At 70.5% G+C, this 16,615-nt stretch carries 17 protein-coding genes; 10 read left to right on the top strand and 7 right to left on the bottom strand.

Features of this window, described 5'->3' with window-relative positions:
- Positions 1 to 183 precede the first annotated feature (183 nt).
- A complete protein-coding gene (locus ACWGO0_RS36135; protein WP_453544543.1) occupies positions 184 to 456 on the top strand; it encodes a hypothetical protein in 273 nt (90 codons plus the stop codon).
- A 38-nt stretch (positions 457 to 494) separates the two neighbouring features.
- Here ACWGO0_RS36135 and ACWGO0_RS36130 read toward each other — a convergent pair whose 3' ends face one another.
- Entirely contained in the window at positions 495 to 1,229 is a 735-nt protein-coding gene (locus ACWGO0_RS36130; RefSeq protein WP_328905702.1) for a ferritin-like fold-containing protein, read from the bottom strand.
- 448 nt (positions 1,230 to 1,677) lie between these two features.
- Here ACWGO0_RS36130 and ACWGO0_RS36125 point away from each other — a divergent pair, with 448 nt between their 5' ends.
- Both ACWGO0_RS36125 and ACWGO0_RS36120 read left to right on the top strand, forming a co-directional pair.
- Entirely contained in the window at positions 1,678 to 3,705 is a 2,028-nt protein-coding gene (locus ACWGO0_RS36125; RefSeq protein ID WP_453544541.1) for a DEAD/DEAH box helicase, read from the top strand.
- Between the two features lie 117 nt (positions 3,706 to 3,822).
- Positions 3,823 to 4,671: an alpha/beta fold hydrolase gene (locus ACWGO0_RS36120; protein WP_453544539.1), complete on the top strand. Its 849-nt coding sequence runs from the start codon at positions 3,823 to 3,825 to the stop codon at positions 4,669 to 4,671.
- A gap of 42 nt (positions 4,672 to 4,713) precedes the next feature.
- On the opposite strand, the gene ACWGO0_RS36115 is transcribed toward ACWGO0_RS36120, so the two are convergent.
- A complete protein-coding gene (locus ACWGO0_RS36115) occupies positions 4,714 to 5,625 on the bottom strand; it encodes an NYN domain-containing protein (protein ID WP_453544537.1) in 912 nt (303 codons plus the stop codon).
- 210 nt (positions 5,626 to 5,835) lie between these two features.
- Here ACWGO0_RS36115 and ACWGO0_RS36110 point away from each other — a divergent pair, with 210 nt between their 5' ends.
- Positions 5,836 to 5,988 carry a hypothetical protein gene (locus tag ACWGO0_RS36110; RefSeq protein WP_453544535.1) on the top strand — a complete coding sequence of 51 codons (153 nt, stop codon included), beginning with the start codon at positions 5,836 to 5,838 and terminating at the stop codon, positions 5,986 to 5,988.
- An 80-nt stretch (positions 5,989 to 6,068) separates the two neighbouring features.
- Here the strand turns inward: ACWGO0_RS36110 and ACWGO0_RS36105 are convergent, their stop codons facing one another.
- The 3 genes from ACWGO0_RS36105 to ACWGO0_RS36095 form a co-directional block, all read right to left on the bottom strand.
- Positions 6,069 to 6,674 (bottom strand): MarC family protein, encoded by a 606-nt coding sequence (locus ACWGO0_RS36105; RefSeq protein WP_453544533.1) that lies wholly within the window; start codon positions 6,672 to 6,674, stop codon positions 6,069 to 6,071.
- Positions 6,675 to 6,824: 150 nt separating this feature from the next.
- Positions 6,825 to 7,691 carry a PHP domain-containing protein gene (locus tag ACWGO0_RS36100; protein WP_453544531.1) on the bottom strand — a complete coding sequence of 289 codons (867 nt, stop codon included), beginning with the start codon at positions 7,689 to 7,691 and terminating at the stop codon, positions 6,825 to 6,827.
- Positions 7,692 to 7,778: 87 nt separating this feature from the next.
- On the bottom strand, positions 7,779 to 8,423 hold the full coding sequence (locus ACWGO0_RS36095; protein WP_453544529.1) for a DUF6758 family protein: 645 nt from the start codon (positions 8,421 to 8,423) through the stop codon (positions 7,779 to 7,781).
- A gap of 156 nt (positions 8,424 to 8,579) precedes the next feature.
- Here ACWGO0_RS36095 and ACWGO0_RS36090 point away from each other — a divergent pair, with 156 nt between their 5' ends.
- The gene (locus ACWGO0_RS36090; RefSeq protein WP_453544527.1) at positions 8,580 to 9,812 is read left to right on the top strand and encodes an MFS transporter; all 1,233 of its coding nucleotides are present in this window, start codon (positions 8,580 to 8,582) and stop codon (positions 9,810 to 9,812) included.
- A gap of 74 nt (positions 9,813 to 9,886) precedes the next feature.
- On the opposite strand, the gene ACWGO0_RS36085 is transcribed toward ACWGO0_RS36090, so the two are convergent.
- Complete coding sequence (locus ACWGO0_RS36085) at positions 9,887 to 10,471, bottom strand: suppressor of fused domain protein (RefSeq protein ID WP_453544525.1); 585 nt, start codon at positions 10,469 to 10,471, stop codon at positions 9,887 to 9,889.
- A gap of 410 nt (positions 10,472 to 10,881) precedes the next feature.
- Here ACWGO0_RS36085 and ACWGO0_RS36080 point away from each other — a divergent pair, with 410 nt between their 5' ends.
- Together ACWGO0_RS36080 and ACWGO0_RS36075 are read left to right on the top strand one after the other, a co-directional pair.
- Entirely contained in the window at positions 10,882 to 11,997 is a 1,116-nt protein-coding gene (locus tag ACWGO0_RS36080; RefSeq protein WP_453544523.1) for a magnesium and cobalt transport protein CorA, read from the top strand.
- A 12-nt stretch (positions 11,998 to 12,009) separates the two neighbouring features.
- The gene (locus ACWGO0_RS36075) at positions 12,010 to 12,534 is read left to right on the top strand and encodes a hypothetical protein (protein ID WP_453544521.1); all 525 of its coding nucleotides are present in this window, start codon (positions 12,010 to 12,012) and stop codon (positions 12,532 to 12,534) included.
- An 18-nt stretch (positions 12,535 to 12,552) separates the two neighbouring features.
- Here ACWGO0_RS36075 and ACWGO0_RS36070 read toward each other — a convergent pair whose 3' ends face one another.
- The gene (locus ACWGO0_RS36070; protein WP_453544519.1) at positions 12,553 to 13,317 is read right to left on the bottom strand and encodes a hypothetical protein; all 765 of its coding nucleotides are present in this window, start codon (positions 13,315 to 13,317) and stop codon (positions 12,553 to 12,555) included.
- 178 nt (positions 13,318 to 13,495) lie between these two features.
- On the opposite strand from ACWGO0_RS36070, the gene ACWGO0_RS36065 reads away from it, so the two are divergent.
- From ACWGO0_RS36065 to ACWGO0_RS36055, 3 genes are read left to right on the top strand one after another with little or no spacing between them, the layout of a single operon-like run.
- Positions 13,496 to 14,770 carry a magnesium transporter MgtE N-terminal domain-containing protein gene (locus ACWGO0_RS36065; protein WP_453544517.1) on the top strand — a complete coding sequence of 425 codons (1,275 nt, stop codon included), beginning with the start codon at positions 13,496 to 13,498 and terminating at the stop codon, positions 14,768 to 14,770.
- A complete protein-coding gene (locus tag ACWGO0_RS36060; protein WP_453544515.1) occupies positions 14,760 to 15,320 on the top strand; it encodes a DUF1003 domain-containing protein in 561 nt (186 codons plus the stop codon). Before ACWGO0_RS36065 ends, ACWGO0_RS36060 begins: the two co-directional genes overlap by 11 nt.
- Before the next feature lie 43 nt (positions 15,321 to 15,363).
- The gene (locus tag ACWGO0_RS36055) at positions 15,364 to 16,497 is read left to right on the top strand and encodes an Mrp/NBP35 family ATP-binding protein (RefSeq protein WP_453544513.1); all 1,134 of its coding nucleotides are present in this window, start codon (positions 15,364 to 15,366) and stop codon (positions 16,495 to 16,497) included.
- Positions 16,498 to 16,615: the final 118 nt, after the last annotated feature.

Here is a 16,615-nt window from a genome sequence, read left to right as displayed (position 1 = left end):
GCCCGGCGGATATCCGCCGGGCCGCTCCTTCATGTGCGCTTCCTTCTTGTCCGTGCCCGGGTGCGCCGTCGGCCGTCCCCCGGAGGAGTTTCCGCGGACCGCGGGAGGGTTGCGTTCCGCAGGCCCCGGGTAAGACCGCCTACGACCGATTTGCCCTCCCCGCAACCCGCGAGGTGATCCTCTGTGATCTGGGAATCCTTCGGCTCCGTCGTGCTCGGACTCGCCCTCTCCTGGGCGGCGCTCCGCTCGCTGCCGGACCGGCTCCCGTCCAGCCGTGCGGTCTTCACCACCGGCGCACTGGGTGCCCTGTTCGGCGCGTATCTGACGCACTCGGCGCTGGGGGCCGGTCATGTGCTGGCGACCTTGGCCGGTGCGGTGTTCGTGGGGATGGTGACGCTGTCCCTGCTGATCCGCCCGCGCAGCCGCCGCCTGGCAAGCTCGGCGGCGGCGCAGTAGGCCGGTTCGGCAGGCCCGGGCCCACTGGGCGCGGGTGATTACGCGGCGAGTCCGAGGGCCGCCATCCGCTTGGTGTGCGCCTCGGTGATCCTGGAGAACATCCGGCCCACCTCGGCCAGGTCGAATCCGTCGGCCACCCCGCCGACGAGCATCGTCGACAGCGCGTCACGGTCGGCGACCACCCGCTGGGCCTGCGAGAGCGCCTCGCCCATCAGCCGGCGGGCCCACAGAGCCAGCCGCCCGCCGACCCTCGGCTCGGCCTCGATGGCGGCGCGCACCTTCTCGACCGCGAAGTTCCCGTGACCTGTGTCGTCGAGCACGGCCAGGACGAGGGAGCGGGTGTCCGTGTCGAGCCGGGCCGCGACCTCGCGGTAGAAGTCGCTGGCGATCGAATCGCCCACGTACGCCTTGACCAGACCCTCGAGCCAGTCCGACGGCGCGGTCTGGCGGTGGAAGTCGTCGAGCGCCTTCGCGAACGGCTCCATGGCCGCCGTGGGCTCCTCGTCGATCGCGGTGAGGCGCTCCGTCAGCTGCTCGAAATGATGGAATTCGGCGGAGGCCATCTTTGCCAGCTCCGCCTTGTCACCGAGCGTCGGAGCGAGTTTGGCGTCCTCGGCGAGTCGCTCGAAGGCAGCCAGTTCCCCGTAGGCGAGTGCGCCGAGAAGGTCGACGACAGCTGCGCGGTACTGCGGCGCGGCGGACGCGGTGGCCCAGTCCTGGGCGGCGATCCCGGTGAGTGCGGGGGCTTCATTGGCGTTGTCAGGCGTCTCCATGCAGCGCACAATAGCCGCCCCCGGGGAAGCGGTAAGGGCCCGGTCAGCCACACACGTCACACCGTTCCGATGAATTCGCCCAACACACATGCGCGAATCCGGGGTACAGTGGTATTGCGCTTACTGAGCATTTGACTGTGCTCGGAGCGCTTTTGAATGAGGATGCCCGGTCGGTGGCCCGATCGGCTCCGACCCGACAGCCCTCCACGCGGGGCGTACGACACGTACGACCGCAGATGAGGGGCCCCCTCAGCGGCACGAGCGCTCGAGCGACGGCAGTGGTCCCGCGCCACCCGGCCCATCCACGGCCGGATGACCAACCCCGGCACGGTACGACCCCCAGCGTTCGCCTCGGACCGCGTCTCACAGAAGAGGCAGCACCCTGACTACGTTCCGCGACCTCGGAATCCTTCCCGAGACGGCCGAAGCCCTTGAGGCAGTCGGCATCATGTCCCCCTTCCCGATCCAGGAAATGACGCTCCCCGTAGCGCTTTCCGGCTCCGACGTCATCGGCCAGGCCAAGACCGGCACCGGCAAGACGCTCGGGTTCGGCCTGCCGCTCCTGGAGCGCGTCACCGTCCCCGCCGACGTCGAGGCCGGGCGCGCTGCGCCCGACAAGCTGACCGACGCGCCGCAGGCACTGATCGTCGTTCCGACCCGTGAGCTGTGCCAGCAGGTCACCAACGACCTGCTGACCGCCGGCAAGGTCCGCAACGTCCGCGTGCTCGCGATCTACGGCGGCCGTGCGTACGAGCCGCAGGTCGAGGCCCTCAAGAAGGGCGTCGATGTGATCGTCGGCACCCCGGGGCGTCTCCTCGACCTGGCGGGTCAGCGCAAGCTCGACCTTTCGCACATCCGCGTGCTCGTCCTCGACGAGGCCGACGAGATGCTCGACCTGGGCTTCCTGCCCGACGTCGAGCGCATCATCACGATGCTGCCGCCGAAGCGTCAGACGATGCTGTTCTCGGCGACGATGCCGGGCGCCGTCATCAGTCTCGCGCGGCGCTACATGTCGCAGCCGACGCACATCAACGCCACGTCGCCCGACGACGAGGGCACGACCGTCAAGAACACCGAGCAGTTCGTCTACCGCGCCCACAACATGGACAAGCCGGAGATGCTCTCCCGCATCCTCCAGGCCGAGGGCCGCGGGCTCGCGATGATCTTCTGCCGTACCAAGCGCACGGCGGCCGACATCGCCGAGCAGCTGGAGAAGCGCGGTTTCGCCTCCGGCGCGGTCCACGGCGACCTCGGCCAGGGCGCCCGTGAGCAGGCGCTGCGCGCGTTCCGCAACGGCAAGGTGGACGTGCTCGTCTGCACCGACGTCGCCGCGCGCGGTATCGATGTCGAGGGTGTCACCCACGTCGTCAACTACCAGTCGCCCGAGGACGAGAAGACCTACCTCCACCGCATCGGCCGCACCGGCCGCGCGGGGGCCAAGGGCATCGCGATCACGCTGGTGGACTGGGACGACATCCCGCGCTGGCAGCTGATCAACAAGGCGCTCGACCTGAAGTTCCCGGACCCGGTCGAGACGTACTCCACGTCGCCGCACCTCTACGAGGAGCTCAACATCCCGGCGGGCACCAAGGGTGTCCTGCCGCGTGCCGAGCGGACCCGTGCGGGCCTTCGGGCCGAAGAGGTCGAGGACCTCGGCGAGACCGGCGGCCGTGGCCGCAAGTCCGCCGCCCCGGCCGCGGCGCCCGTCCGTGAGGAGCGCCCGGCGCGTACGCCGCGCCAGCGTCGTCGTACGCGGGCCGGCGGCACGCTCGAGGAAGGCACCGTCACGGTGCCCGCCCCGGCTGCCGAGGCCGTCGTCGACCCGGCGGAGCCGCGTACGCCGCGCCGTCGCCGTCGTGGCCGTGTCGGCGTCGCAGAGGGTGTCGCCGAGGCAACGGCCGTCGTGGCCGAGGCCGCGCCGCTCACCGTCGAGGACGTCGTGACCGCCGTGGACGTCGCGGAGCCCGCTGCCGAGGAGAAGCCGCGCCGTCGCCGTACCCGTACGGCCGTCGCGGAGCCGGTTGCCGAGACCGTCGCCGAGACGGTGACGCAGGACCCGGCCCCCAAGGTGAAGGCCACCAGGACCAGGGCCAAGAAGGCGGCGGAGGTCGTCGACTTCCAGACCGTCGCCGCGGTCGCGGTCGCCGAGCCCGTCACCAAGCCGCGCCGCCGCGCCCGTGTCATCAAGCCCGCGGTCGACGAGGTCGACTTCCAGATCGCCCCGCCGTCCGAGCCGGTGACGGAGACCCGCCGCCGGACACGTCCCGCCGCCAAGCCGAAGACGGAAGCGGTGACGGAGGCCCCGGCCGCCGACGGCGAGACCAAGCCGCGCCGCCGCCGTCCGCGCGCCGCGGCCGTGAAGGCGGAGACCGCCGAGGTGGCCGCTCCCGCGGCGGCCGAGGCCGACGCCAAGCCGCGCCGCCGCCGTGCCCGCACGACGCCGGCCAAGGCCGAAGCGGTCACGACCGAGAGCTGACAGGCACAGCACGACACCGAAGGGCCGGGTACTCCGCAGACTGCGGAGTACCCGGCCCTTCGTGCGTCCGGCGCACCGCGCGCCGCGCCTCCGCCCGCCCGGCGATAGCCTCGGCCCATGAGCCGGCCACCCACCTTCACTCCGCCCCCCTGCGCCCGCGCCCGCGTGCTGCGTACCGCGCGCGGGGACTTCGCCGTGCTGGATGCCGCGCCGCGTACCGGGGCGCACTCCACCGCGCTCCTGCTGCCCGGGTACACCGGCAGCAAGGAGGACTTCATCGCCCTGCTCGAACCGCTCGCCGACGCCGGCTACCGCGTGGTCTCGGTGGACGGCCGCGGGCAGTACGAGACGGAGGGAACGGACCGTCAGGAGTCCTACGTCCAGACGGAGTTGGCCCGCGACGTACTGGCTCAGGCCGAGGCGCTGGGCGCCCCCGGCCGCCCCGTCCACCTGCTCGGCCACTCACTGGGCGGCCAGGTCGCCCGCGCCGCCGCGCTGCTGGACGCCTCCCCCTTCCGCTCGCTGACCCTCATGTCCTCCGGCCCCGCCGAGGTCGCCCCCGGCCAGCGGGACAGGATCAAGATGCTCGCCGACGCGCTGCGCACCCTGAGCATGGCCGAGGTGTGGGAGGCGATGCGGGTCCTCGACCCGCCCGAGGACGCCGACACCGGCGACGGCGAGGACCTGCGCCGCCGCTGGCTGAGCCACAGCCCCGCGCAGCTCGTCGCGACCGGCGCCCAGTTGTCGGCCGAACCCGACCGGGTGGCGGACCTCGCCGCTCTGGCGCTGCCCGTCCACGTGGTGTCCGGCGAGCGCGACGACGTCTGGCCGGTGGACCGGCTCGACGACATGGCGCGCCGGCTGGGCGCCCGCCGTACGACGATCGAGGGCGCCGAGCACTCCCCCAACACGGCACGGCCGCTGGAGACGGCGGCGGCGCTGATCTCGTTCTGGGACAGCCACTGAGCCGGCGCTCCCGGAGACCGGGAGCGCCGGACGCGGCCGGACTCAGTACTGCGACTGCAGGTGCTGCCAGAAGCCGTCGCGCAGCGCGCGCCGCAAGTGCGCGTGGCCGCGCAGGGAGTGCTGGAGCAGCCTCTCCGCCTCCACCAGCAGGTCCTGGTCCACGGAGCCCGGCAGATAGGGGTGGCCGGGCAGCAGGTCGGCCAGGGACTCACGGCCGCGGGCGGAGAGCCAGGTGGCGGCGATCTGCGCGCCGACGAAGCGGACGTTCTCGCGCGAGGGTGCCGGGGTGTCGTCCTCGTACGTGGTGACGGAGCGCCGCGTGACGTAGGGGCGGCAGAACTCGAGGTCGAAGGTGCGCGTGCTGTCGACCTCCCACAGCAGTGGCTCGGCCTGGTTGCGGCCCTCCCCCGCCTCGATGCCCCAGAGGTGGACGCGCGCCCCGTACCCCTGCGCCGCCTCGACCGCGGACACCAGGTCCTCGTCCCCGCCGACGAGCGCCGCGTCGCTGATGGCGCGGTGTCTGGCGAGCGATTCGAGGTCGGTGCGGATGAGTGAATCGACGCCCTTCTGCTGGTTGTTGGCGTTGAGGTTGCCCAGTCTGACCTTGACGTCGGGGAGTTCGGCGATGGACTGCTGCTCGACGGTGTGGATGCGGCGCCTGGCCCCGTCGTACCAGTAGACGCGCAGCAGCCTGCTGTCCGCGAAGATCGTCCGCGCCTTGTCGATGAATGCCTCGATCATCCCTTCCGCGTCGAGGTCGAAGTTGCGGCGGTCCTCCGTGCCGGTGACGAGCAGTCCGGCCGCGGCGTACACATAGCCCGCGTCCACGAAGATCGCGTGGGTCGAGGGAGTCTTCGACACCTCCGCGAGCACGCGCGTGAGCAGTTCGTTGGTGCGGTCCAGGTACTCGCGGATGTCGGCCTGGTCCTCCGTCGGCGCGTCCGCTTCGTTCATGCGGACCTCACCGGCTGCGCCTGCGCAGCTACTACCTGGTAGTTAGGCATCCAAAAAATTTCCTTAGCGTAGGGAATGTTTGCAGACGGCAAGCCGTTGTACACATCGTGGAGCGCCGGGCTCTGATGCCTTGCGCTCTCCATCTTGCGGACGGGACACCCCGTCCTCCCAGCAGTTCTCCAGCAGGAGGATCAGACGAAGGGAAGCCATATGCGCTTCGAGATCATGCGACTCGACGATGTCGACGGTACCGCCGTGGACAGCACCGTCGTGGACGCCGCCTCCGTCAACCGGATGGTGCAGCAGGCCGCAGCAGTGGGCCGGCGCATCTACATCCGGCCGGCCGAAAGCTCGGCTTCGTAACGCCTGACAGAGCATTGCGCCGCTAAAGACGAAGCGCCCCCGTACGGAAGGACCGTACGGGGGCGCTGTTGTGTCCGGAGTCAGGCGTTCTGGATGACCTGGGTGACGCCGTTGATGATCTGCTGGACGGCGATGGCGGAGAGCATCATTCCGGCGAGCCTGGTCACCAGCACCACCCCGCCGTCCTTGATCACGCGAATGATCAGCAGCGAGTAACGCATCGTCAGCCAGAGCACGACGTGCATGGCGACGATGGCGGTCCAGACCGAGATCTGGCCGGAGGCGCCGTCGGCGTTCTGCACCGCAAGGATCACCGAGACGATCGCACCGGGGCCCGCGAGCAGCGGCATGCCCAGCGGTACGAGCGCCACGTTGACGTCCTTCGTCTGCGTGGGCTCGTCGGTCTTGCCGGTGAGCAGGTCGAGCGCGATGAGCAGCAGGAGCAGTCCGCCCGCGATCATCAGCGCGGGGACGGAGACATGGAGGTAGTCGAGGATCTGCTGACCGAGCAGACCGAAGACGGCGATCACTCCGAAGGCGACCGCGACGGCCTGGAGCGCCATCCTGCGCTGGACCTTGGCGGGCCGGCCGGCGGTGAGGGCCAGGAAGATGGGGGTGATTCCGGGCGGATCCATAATCACAAAAAGGGTGAGAAAAAGGGATCCGAAGACAGCGACGTCGAACACAGTGAGCCTTGCGAGTGGGGAGCGGGTCGAACAGGAGGGGCGCGGCCCGGCGGCAGGAGTGACGGCAGCCGTACGCGGCCGTGGCGGCCGGGCGCGCGAAGGTGTGACGGGAAGACGTGAGGGTACGGCGCGGGCGCCGTGCGACAGTCCCTAGGAGCGGCGGGGTCCACCGGCGCCCGGCACCGGGAAGGCTCCCGCTGCGCGCCGGGTGATCTCGCCGTAGATCTCGGGGTCGGTGGTGTACTCCCCGAGCTGCACGGTCTTGCGGCTGCCGTGGTAGTCGCTGGACCCGGTGGTCAGCAGCCCCAGTTCACCGGCGAGGCCGCGCAGCCGGGCCCTCGTGGGCTCGTCGTGGTCCATGTGGTCGACCTCTATGCCGTCGAGACCGGCGGCGGCGAGCAGAGCGATCGATGCCTCGGGCACCACATCGCCGCGCTTCACGGCCAGCGGGTGGGCGAAGACGGTGACGCCGCCCGCGGCCTTGACCAGCCGGATCGCGTCGAACGGGTCGAGCTCGTGCTTCTCGGCGTAGGCGCGTCCGCCGTTCGCGAGCCATTCGGGCGTGAAGGCGTCGGAGACCGTTTCGACGACGCCGAGGTCGACGAGTGCGGTGGCGATGTGCGGGCGGCCGACCGAGCCGTCCCCGGCGATCGCGGCGACCTGCTCCCAGGTGACCGGGACGCCCAGCTCCTGGAGCTTTCGCACCATGGCCTGCGCGCGCGGCACCCGGTCGTCCCGTACCAGCTCGCGCTCGCGCGCCAGTTCGGGCTCGTAGGGGTCGAAGAGGTACGCCAGCATGTGCAGGCCCACCCCGTCGATGCGGCAGGAGAGTTCGGCGCCGGTGACGAGGGTGAGGCCCTCGGGCAGGGCCGCGACCGCTTCGGCGTGGCCCGCGACGGTGTCGTGGTCGGTGAGGGCGACGACATCGAGACCCGCGGCGGCGGCGTTGGCCACCAGCTCGGCGGGGGTGTCCGTACCGTCCGACGCGGTGGAGTGGGTGTGCAGGTCGATGCGCACGACGCGTACTCCAGTGCTCGGGGCCGGACAGGGGGACGCTCAAGGATAACCGGCGCGCACACGCTTCCCGGTCGGCCGCCCTGCCGGTCAGGGCGGAGTGAGCAGCCGCGGCGTGAGCGCGCCGCACGGCACGAGGTCCACTTCCGCCCCGGCGTCGCGCAGATCCGTCAGGACCAGCTCGTCGTACATCAGGAGCCCCGACTGCTCGGGCCAGACGATCGCCCAGAGCCACAGCCCGCACGCCTCGCCCGCGAAGACGGCCCGGTCGTCCGGGGCCCCCTTGACGTGCCAGAGCGGCGTCGGACGTCCGGCGGCGAGCACCTTGACGTCGGGCGCCCGGTCGACGCGCAGATGCGGGCCGGGGTCGGGGCCGTCCATGCCGGCGTACCGCGCGCCGAGTCCGACACCGAGCTCCTCGGCGACGAGCAGCAGCTCACCGAAGCCGCCGAGCGGGCCGGGACCCGAGCAGGCGACGGCGGTGGCCCGTCCGCCGCTGCGGTCGTCCCCCGCGTAGGCCACACCCGTGAACAACCAGCCCACCGGCAAGGGCCAGGGCATCCACACCGGGACGTGCGTGCGGTGCACCACGACGCCGAGCGACTCGACGCTGGGCGGGATCACCGGCTGCATCGGGTGCACCTGGCCGTGCGCGGGGCACTGCCAGGAATCGGCAAACAGACCGGGCGCCCTGACCCGGCCACCGCACTTCGGGCAACTGGGTTCGCCCCTCATAGCGCCCAACGGTCCTCCCCGGTTGTCGCCGCGTCAAGGACGATCACCCGTCCGCAGCGTGGCTCTCCCCCCGGAAAATAGATGTAACTTGCATTTATTAGATCGCCTAACTTATTCTGTGTATAACGCATCGATCTAGTGGAGAGCGAGAGAGCCATGCGGGGAGAGGATCCCTTCGACGAAGGGACATCAAGCATCCTGCGCCAGCCGAAGGCCGTCTGGGCCACGGCGGGCGCGTCCGTGGTCGCATTCATGGGAATCGGCCTGGTGGACCCGATCCTGCCGTCCATCGCCAAGGGTCTGGAGGCGACGCCCAGCCAGGTGTCGCTGCTCTTCACCTCGTACTTCCTGATCACCGCCTTCGCGATGCTCGTCACCGGATTCGTCTCCAGCCGCATCGGTGGCCGTAAGACGCTCCTGGCCGGGCTCGCGCTCGTCGTCGTCTTCGCGGCGCTCTCCGGCACCTCCTCGTCCGTCGCCGAACTGGTCGGCTTCCGGGCCGGCTGGGGTCTCGGCAACGCCCTGTTCGTCTCGACCGCGCTGGCCGTGATCGTCGGTGCGGCGGCCGGGGGCAGCGCCGCGGCGATCCTCCTGTACGAGTCGGCGCTCGGCCTCGGCATGGCCTGCGGCCCGCTGCTCGGCGCCCTGCTCGGCGACGCGAACTGGCGCTACCCGTTCTTCGGCACCGCCGCGCTGATGGCCATCGGCTTCGTCTGCATCATGGTCTTCCTCAAGGAACAGCCGAGGCCCGCCCGCAAGACCTCACTGCTCGACCCGGTCAGGGCACTGGGCCACGGCGGCCTCGCCTCCGTCGCCGCATCCGCGTTCTTCTACAACTACGCCTTTTTCACGGTCCTGGCGTTCACGCCGTTCGTGCTGAACATGACCCCGTACAAGTCCGGCGCCGTCTTCTTCGCCTGGGGGCTGCTGCTCGCGGTGTTCTCGGTACTGGTCGCCCCGCGCCTGCAGAAGCGCTTCGGCTCGCTCAAGGTCGTCGGCGGCTCACTGGTGCTGCTCGCCGTCGACCTGGTGGTCCTCGGGTACGGCGATCACGCGACGGCCGTCGTCTGCACGATCGTCTCCGGAGCCTTCATCGGCATGAACAACACCGTGTACACGGAGCTGGCCCTCGGTGTGTCGGACGCCCCTCGCCCGGTGGCGAGCGCCGGATACAACTTCGTCCGCTGGTTCGCAGCGGCGGCCGCCCCCTTCCTCGCGCCGAAGATCGAGGAGTGGAGCGACGTCCACATCCCGTTCGTGGTCGCCGCGGTCGCCGCACTGGCCGGCGCCCTCGTCATCGGGATCCGGCGCACGGCCCTGACCCGGGAGGCGCGGGAACTCGAACCGAAGCACGCCACCGAGGACGGCGTCACGGTCTTCGCCAACTGACCGGCGCACCGACCCCGTTGCTCCCCGCCCGCGGCTCCCCCTCCTGGCCGCGGGCGGGGTCTGTGCCGTTCGTCTCAGTCGAGCGCCACGGACGTACGCAGCGGATCACGCAGATCCGTGCCCTGCGACAGCCACCGTTCCTGAAGCTCCTGCGCACCCCTGACCCGCTTCCAGGCGGCCTCGTTGTGCGTCATCGGCAGGAGCGGCAGGAAGTGCACCGGGTCCATCGGGGCGTCCAGCTCCAGGTTCTCCACGAGCCCGCCGGGCTCGGCCACCAGAACGGAGCTGAAGGGCGCCCCCGGCCAGAGCGGCCGGCCCACGTCGAGGGAGGCGCCGGGCGCCACGATCAACCCCTCCACCTGCGGGGACGCGGCCAGCACCGCCAGTGGACGCAGCACCTGGTCGGTATCGGCGAGCCCCACCCGTACCGACAGGATCAGCTCGGCGCGCGGCCCCTTCACCGGGTCGGCGAGGGGCGAGGTGGGGTCGGCCATCGGCTGCCCGGACATGCCGAGCGTGGCGTAGCGCACCACGTCGCCGTCGATGAAGCGGAGCACCTCGATACGGTCCGTACCGAGGAAGGTCACGTCGGCGCGTGCGTCCGGTTCGCCCAGGGCCGTACGGAGCCGGGCCTCGACCAAGGCGAGAATTTCTTCCATGACGCGAGCATAGGACGCGTCAGGAACGGGCAAAGAAAGGGATTGACCCCGAGTCGGCTGGTAGCCTGGCCGCCAGCCGGGACAGCACGCAGAAGCGTTGCTCTCTCAGTCCCGGCACACGTCGTCCCTCACGGGGGACCGGCCGGAGGAGGTGGGGACTGCCATGGATCCAAGTCGACCGTGCAGTACCAGCCGCTCTTCCGCCACACGCCTTCCCTCTGTCGCCTGAAGCCTTTCCGGCCAAGGCCCACGGCAGTTCGCGCGACGGAAGAGCCCCTCGTTTTTGCCTGTCTGTAGCGAACGCCGTCATCGCGCTGCCGCGGTGCCGCCCGCTTTGCGGACGTAGTGACACGTCCCCATTCCGGGCTGTTCCACGTGCCCGCCGACGGCCCTCCGTGAAGGAGCCAGCCATGTCGATGATCCGCGACCTGCGCGCCGCCGTGCGCCCGTCCCTGCGTAAGAGCAACACCCCGTACAACAGCTACGACACGACCCGTGACCCGTCCGCGTCGAGCGCGGTCGTCGACTGCGCGGTCTACCGCGACGGGCGGCGCCTGGAGGCGGCCGACTGCCAGACCCCGCACGAGGCGATGCTCCGGGTGCGGGAGCAGGGCGGTTTCGCCTGGATCGGTCTGCACGAGCCGACGGAGGAGGAGTTCGCGGGTATCGCCCGGGAGTTCGGCCTCCACCCGCTGGCCGTCGAGGACGCGGTCCACGCGCACCAGCGGCCCAAGCTGGAGCGGTACGACGACACGCTGTTCACCGTCTTCAAGACCATCCACTACGTGGAACACACCGAGTTGACCGCGACCAGCGAGGTCGTCGAGACCGGCGAGGTCATGTGCTTCACCGGCCGGGATTTCGTCATCACCGTCCGGCACGGCGGACAGGGTTCGCTGCGCGCCCTGCGCCACCGCCTCCAGGACGACCCCGAGCTGCTGGGCAAGGGCCCGTCGGCCGTACTGCACTCCATCGCCGACCATGTCGTGGACGGGTACATCGCGGTGGCGGCAGCGGTGCAGGACGACATCGACGAGGTGGAGATCGGCGTCTTCTCCACCCCGGCGAAGGGCAGTCCGCGCGGTTCGGACGCGGGCCGGATCTACCAGCTGAAGCGTGAGGTGCTGGAGTTCAAGCGGGCCGTGTCCCCGCTCCTGCGGCCGATGCAGCTGCTGAGCGAGCGGCCGATGCGGCTGATCGACCCCGACATCCAGAAGTACTTCCGCGATGTGGCCGACCACCTGGCCCGGGTGCAGGAAGAGGTCATCGGCTTCGACGAGCTGCTGAACTCGATCCTCCAGGCCAACCTCGCGCAGGCGACCGTCACGCAGAACGAGGACATGCGCAAGATCACGTCCTGGGCGGCCATCATCGCCGTACCGACGATGATCTGCGGGGTGTACGGCATGAACTTCGATCACATGCCGGAGCTTCAGTGGACGTACGGCTACCCGATGGTGATGGGCGTCATCGGCGTCGTCTGCTTCTCCATCCACCGCACCCTCAAGCGCAACGGCTGGCTCTAATAGAGTGCGCGCATGACTGCTGCTGCTCCTGACGTGCTGCTGGGCCGGGCTCTGGTCGAAGAGGCCACCAAGAAGTCCGGGCTGATCTGGGTCCGGGGCACCGGCCACGCCCGGGCGCTGTGGCACATCTGGCACGAGGGCGCCGCCTACCTCGTCGGCGACGGCCCTGGGGAGCAGCCGCTCCCGGACGGGCTCACCGACGGGGCGGCGGCCGAGGTCACCGTGCGCAGCAAGGACAAGGGCGGCCGGCTCGTCGTCTGGACCGCCGAGGTGACCGAACCGGCGCCGCGCTCCGAGGAGTGGGCGGCGGCGGTCGCCGAGCTCAAGGGCAAGCGGCTGAACGCACCGGACGCCGAGCTGATGACCGAGCGCTGGGCGCGCGAGTGCCGCGTGCTGCGGCTGGCGCCCGGCGAGATCCGTACGGAGCTGCCGGACTCCTCGCTCGCCGCGGTCCCGCTGCCCACCGGGGCGACGACCCGCGGGCCCGTGCCCGCCGGGCTCCCCCGCCTGCTGCTGAAGCGCCGCAGGAAGAGCTGACGGGGCCACCCCCGCCGGTCAGCCCGAGGACTTGGGGAGCTGGCCCCCGTAGTCGACCGTCTCGTCCTCGGACGGCGGCTTCAGGGTGAAGGCCCGCCCCCAGTCGGCGAGCGTCACCGTGCCGCCGCCTCCGCCGCGCGCGACCCGTACCGGATACGGCGTGCCCTTCAGGGAGACGTCGAGCGCGCCGCCCTCACCCTTTCCGCCCATGATCTGCACCGTGGGAACTCCGGCGACCTTGTCCCGGTCGCCCTTGTTGACCTTGCCGTGCAGGGTGAGCAGACCGTCGAGCAGGATCTTCTTGTCTGTGAAGCCGCGCAGCTGCTTGTACGTCGGGTCGCCCTCGGGGACCTTCACGTACATGCCCTGGAGCTTGTCGGCAGCCGCCTGATCGCCGTCCTCGCCCTTGCCGCTCGCCTCGTCGTGGCTCCAGAAACCGGCGTCGGCCTTGAGGAACAGCTCGTCGCCGACGCGCAGCAGCGCGAAGGTGTCCTCCTTCGAGGTGACGGAACCCGTGCCGCCCTCCGCGTTGAGCTGCATGTTGAGCCTGTACGTGCCGCCCTTGCTGACCAGGGTGCCCGCGAGGCGTACCGCGTCCGCGGAGTCCGCCGCCGCTCTGGCCTTCTTGTCGATCTCCGCCGCACTGAGTTTGCCGACGCCGTTGGTTCCCTTGTCCGGGTCCTCTCCGGCACACGCCGTGAGGGCTGCGGTCAGCCCCGCACAGAGCACTACGGCGAGGACGGTCCGGTGACGGGCCCGGACGGCCGGGGCAAAAGAGGTCACGGGCGCACTGCCTCTCATCTGCGTGTCGGGGGTGGCAGACGGCAGCGTACCCGTGCTGCCTACGCCTCTTTGCAGAGAGCCGTACGGACGGGCCGCCGGGGCGCCGCGGAGCGGTACGGGCTAGCCTGATCCCGGCATATCGGTGCATTTGCGTCACAGTCGGAGGGAGGTGCACGGGATGGTGGCAGGCGCCCCCAGGATCTTCGTATCGCACCTGTCCGGTGTGCCCGTCTTCGACCCCAATGGTGACCAGGTCGGGCGGGTCCGCGATCTGGTGGCGATGCTACGGGTGGGCGGGCGCCCCCCGCGGCTGCTCGGCATGGTCGTCGAGTTGACGAGCCGGCGGCGGATCTTCCTGCCGATGACCCGGGTGACGGGTGTCGAGTCCGGTCAGGTGATCACCACAGGCGTGGTGAACATGCGGCGCTTCGAACAGCGCCCGACCGAACGCCTGGTCCTCGGCGAGTTCCTCGACCGGCGCGTCCGGCTGGTGGAGACCGACGAGGAGGTGACCATCCTCGACGTCTCGATCCAGCAGCTGCCGGCCCGCCGCGACTGGGAGATCGACAAGTACTTCGTACGCAAGGGCCGGGGCGGTGCGCTGCGGCGCAAGGGCGAGACCCTGACGGTCGAGTGGTCGGCGGTCGGCGGCTTCTCGCTGGATGAGCACGGGCAGGGCGCGGAGAGCCTGGTGGCCACCTTCGAGCGGCTGCGGCCCACCGATGTCGCCAACGCCCTGCACCACCTCTCGCCGAAGCGCCGTGCCGAGGTCGCCGCCGCGCTCGACGACGACCGGCTCGCGGACGTCCTGGAGGAGCTGCCCGAGGACGACCAGGTGGAGATCCTCGGCAAGCTCAAGGAGGAGCGGGCCGCGGACGTCCTGGAGGCCATGGACCCGGACGACGCGGCCGACCTGCTCTCCGAGCTGCCCGAGGAGGACAAGGAACGGCTGCTGGCCCTGATGCGTCCGGACGACGCGGCGGACGTGCGGCGCCTCATGTCGTACGAGGAGAGGACCGCGGGCGGACTGATGACGACCGAACCGATCGTGCTGCGGCCCGACGCCACCGTCGCCGACGCGCTCGCCAGGGTCAGACAGTCGGACCTGTCCCCCGCGCTGGCCGCCCAGGTGTACGTCTGCCGCCCGCCGGACGAGACGCCGACCGGCAAGTACCTCGGCACGGTGCACTTCCAGCGGCTGCTGCGCGATCCGCCCTTCACCCTCGTCAGCTCGATCGTCGACAGCGACCTCGTACCGCTGTCGCCGAACACCCCGCTGTCCGTCGTCACCAGCTACCTGGCCGCGTACAACCTGGTCTCGGTGCCTGTCGTGGACGTGAGCGGATCGCTGCTCGGCGCGGTGACCGTGGACGACGTGCTCGACCACCTGCTGCCGGAGGACTGGCGCGAGGCCGACTTCCACGGCGAGGAGGGGATCGCCCGTGGCCGGTGAGGAGCGCCCGAGGGCGGCGTCGACGGGCTCCTCGGGCCTCGTGCGCCCGCCGCGGCCCCGGCTCGACCAGCCGAAGGACCCGCGGCGGCGGCTGCTGCCGGACTACGACCCCGAGGCGTTCGGCCGGTTCTCCGAGCGGATCGCCCGCTTCCTGGGCACCGGGCGGTTCCTCGTCTGGATGACGCTGACCATCGTCCTGTGGGTGGTGTGGAACATCTTCGCGCCGAAGCCGCTGCGGTTCGACGAGTACCCGTTCATCTTCCTGACCCTGATGCTCTCCCTCCAGGCCTCGTACGCGGCCCCGCTGATCCTGCTCGCGCAGAACCGGCAGGACGACCGCGACCGGGTCACTCACGAGCAGGACCGCAAACAGAACGAGCGCTCCATCGCCGACACCGAATACCTCACCCGGGAGATCGCGGCGCTCCGGATGGGCCTCGGCGAGGTCGCCACGAGGGACTGGATCAGGTCCGAGCTCCAGGACATGGTGAAGGACATGGAGGACCGCCAGGTCCTCTCGCGGGTGGAGAGTGACGAAGGCGACCGTTGACGGGTTACCCGGCCGTAGGGGCATCCGCCGTAACATCGTCGGTATGGCTACGGAAGACGCGGTGCGTGAAGCACTGGCGACAGTGAACGACCCGGAGATCCACCGTCCGATCACCGAACTCGGCATGGTGAAATCGGTCGAGATCGACGATGACGGTGTAGTCGCTGTCACGGTGTATCTCACGGTCTCCGGCTGTCCGATGCGCGAGACCATCACCAACAACGTGACCGAAGCGGTGGCGCGCGTCGAAGGCGTGTCCCGCGTCGAGGTCACGCTCGACGTCATGAGCGACGAACAGCGCAAGGAGCTCGCGAGCTCCTTGCGCGGCGGCACGGCCGAGCGCGAGGTGCCGTTCGCCCAGCCCGGCTCCCTGACCCGGGTCTACGCGGTGGCGTCCGGCAAGGGCGGCGTCGGCAAGTCCTCGGTGACGGTGAACCTGGCGGCGGCGATGGCTGCCGACGGGCTCAAGGTCGGCGTCGTGGACGCGGACATCTACGGGCACAGCGTGCCGCGCATGCTCGGCGCGGACGGGAAGCCCACCCAGGTCGAGAACATGATCATGCCGCCGTCGGCGCACGGCGTGAAGGTCATCTCCATCGGCATGTTCACGCCGGGCAACGCCCCGGTGGTGTGGCGCGGACCGATGCTCCACCGCGCGCTCCAGCAGTTCCTCGCCGATGTGTACTGGGGCGACCTGGACGTCCTGCTCCTCGACCTGCCGCCGGGCACGGGCGACATCGCGATCTCCGTGGCCCAGCTCGTGCCGAACGCCGAGATCCTCGTCGTCACGACGCCGCAGCAGGCCGCGGCCGAGGTCGCCGAGCGGGCCGGCTCCATCGCCGTACAGACCCACCAGAAGATCGTCGGTGTCGTCGAGAACATGTCGGGCATGCCGTGCCCGCACTGCGACGAGATGGTCGACGTGTTCGGTTCGGGCGGCGGTCAGCGGGTCGCCGAGGGGCTGACGAAGACCGTCGGCGCCACGGTGCCGGTGCTGGGCACCATCCCGATCGACCTGCGTCTGCGCGAGGGCGGCGACGAGGGCAAGCCCGTCGTCCTGTCCGACCCGGACTCGCCCGCCGGAGCCGCGCTGCGCTCCATCGCGCAGAAGCTGGGTGGCCGTCAGCGCGGCCTGTCCGGCATGTCCCTGGGGATCACCCCGCGCAACAAGTTCTGAGCGGCTGGAAGCTCAAGGTGTGAGGGGGGCGGTCTCCACGGAGACCCCCCCCCACACCACGACCCAGTGGGGCAGGCCATCTAAGTTGTACGCGGCGAAGTCCGCGATCACCGAGAAG

It is taken from the genome of Streptomyces sp. NPDC055749, from assembly GCF_053617235.1.
The sequence above is the reverse complement of the archived record's forward strand: the minus strand, read 5'-3'. Positions and strand labels throughout refer to the sequence as shown.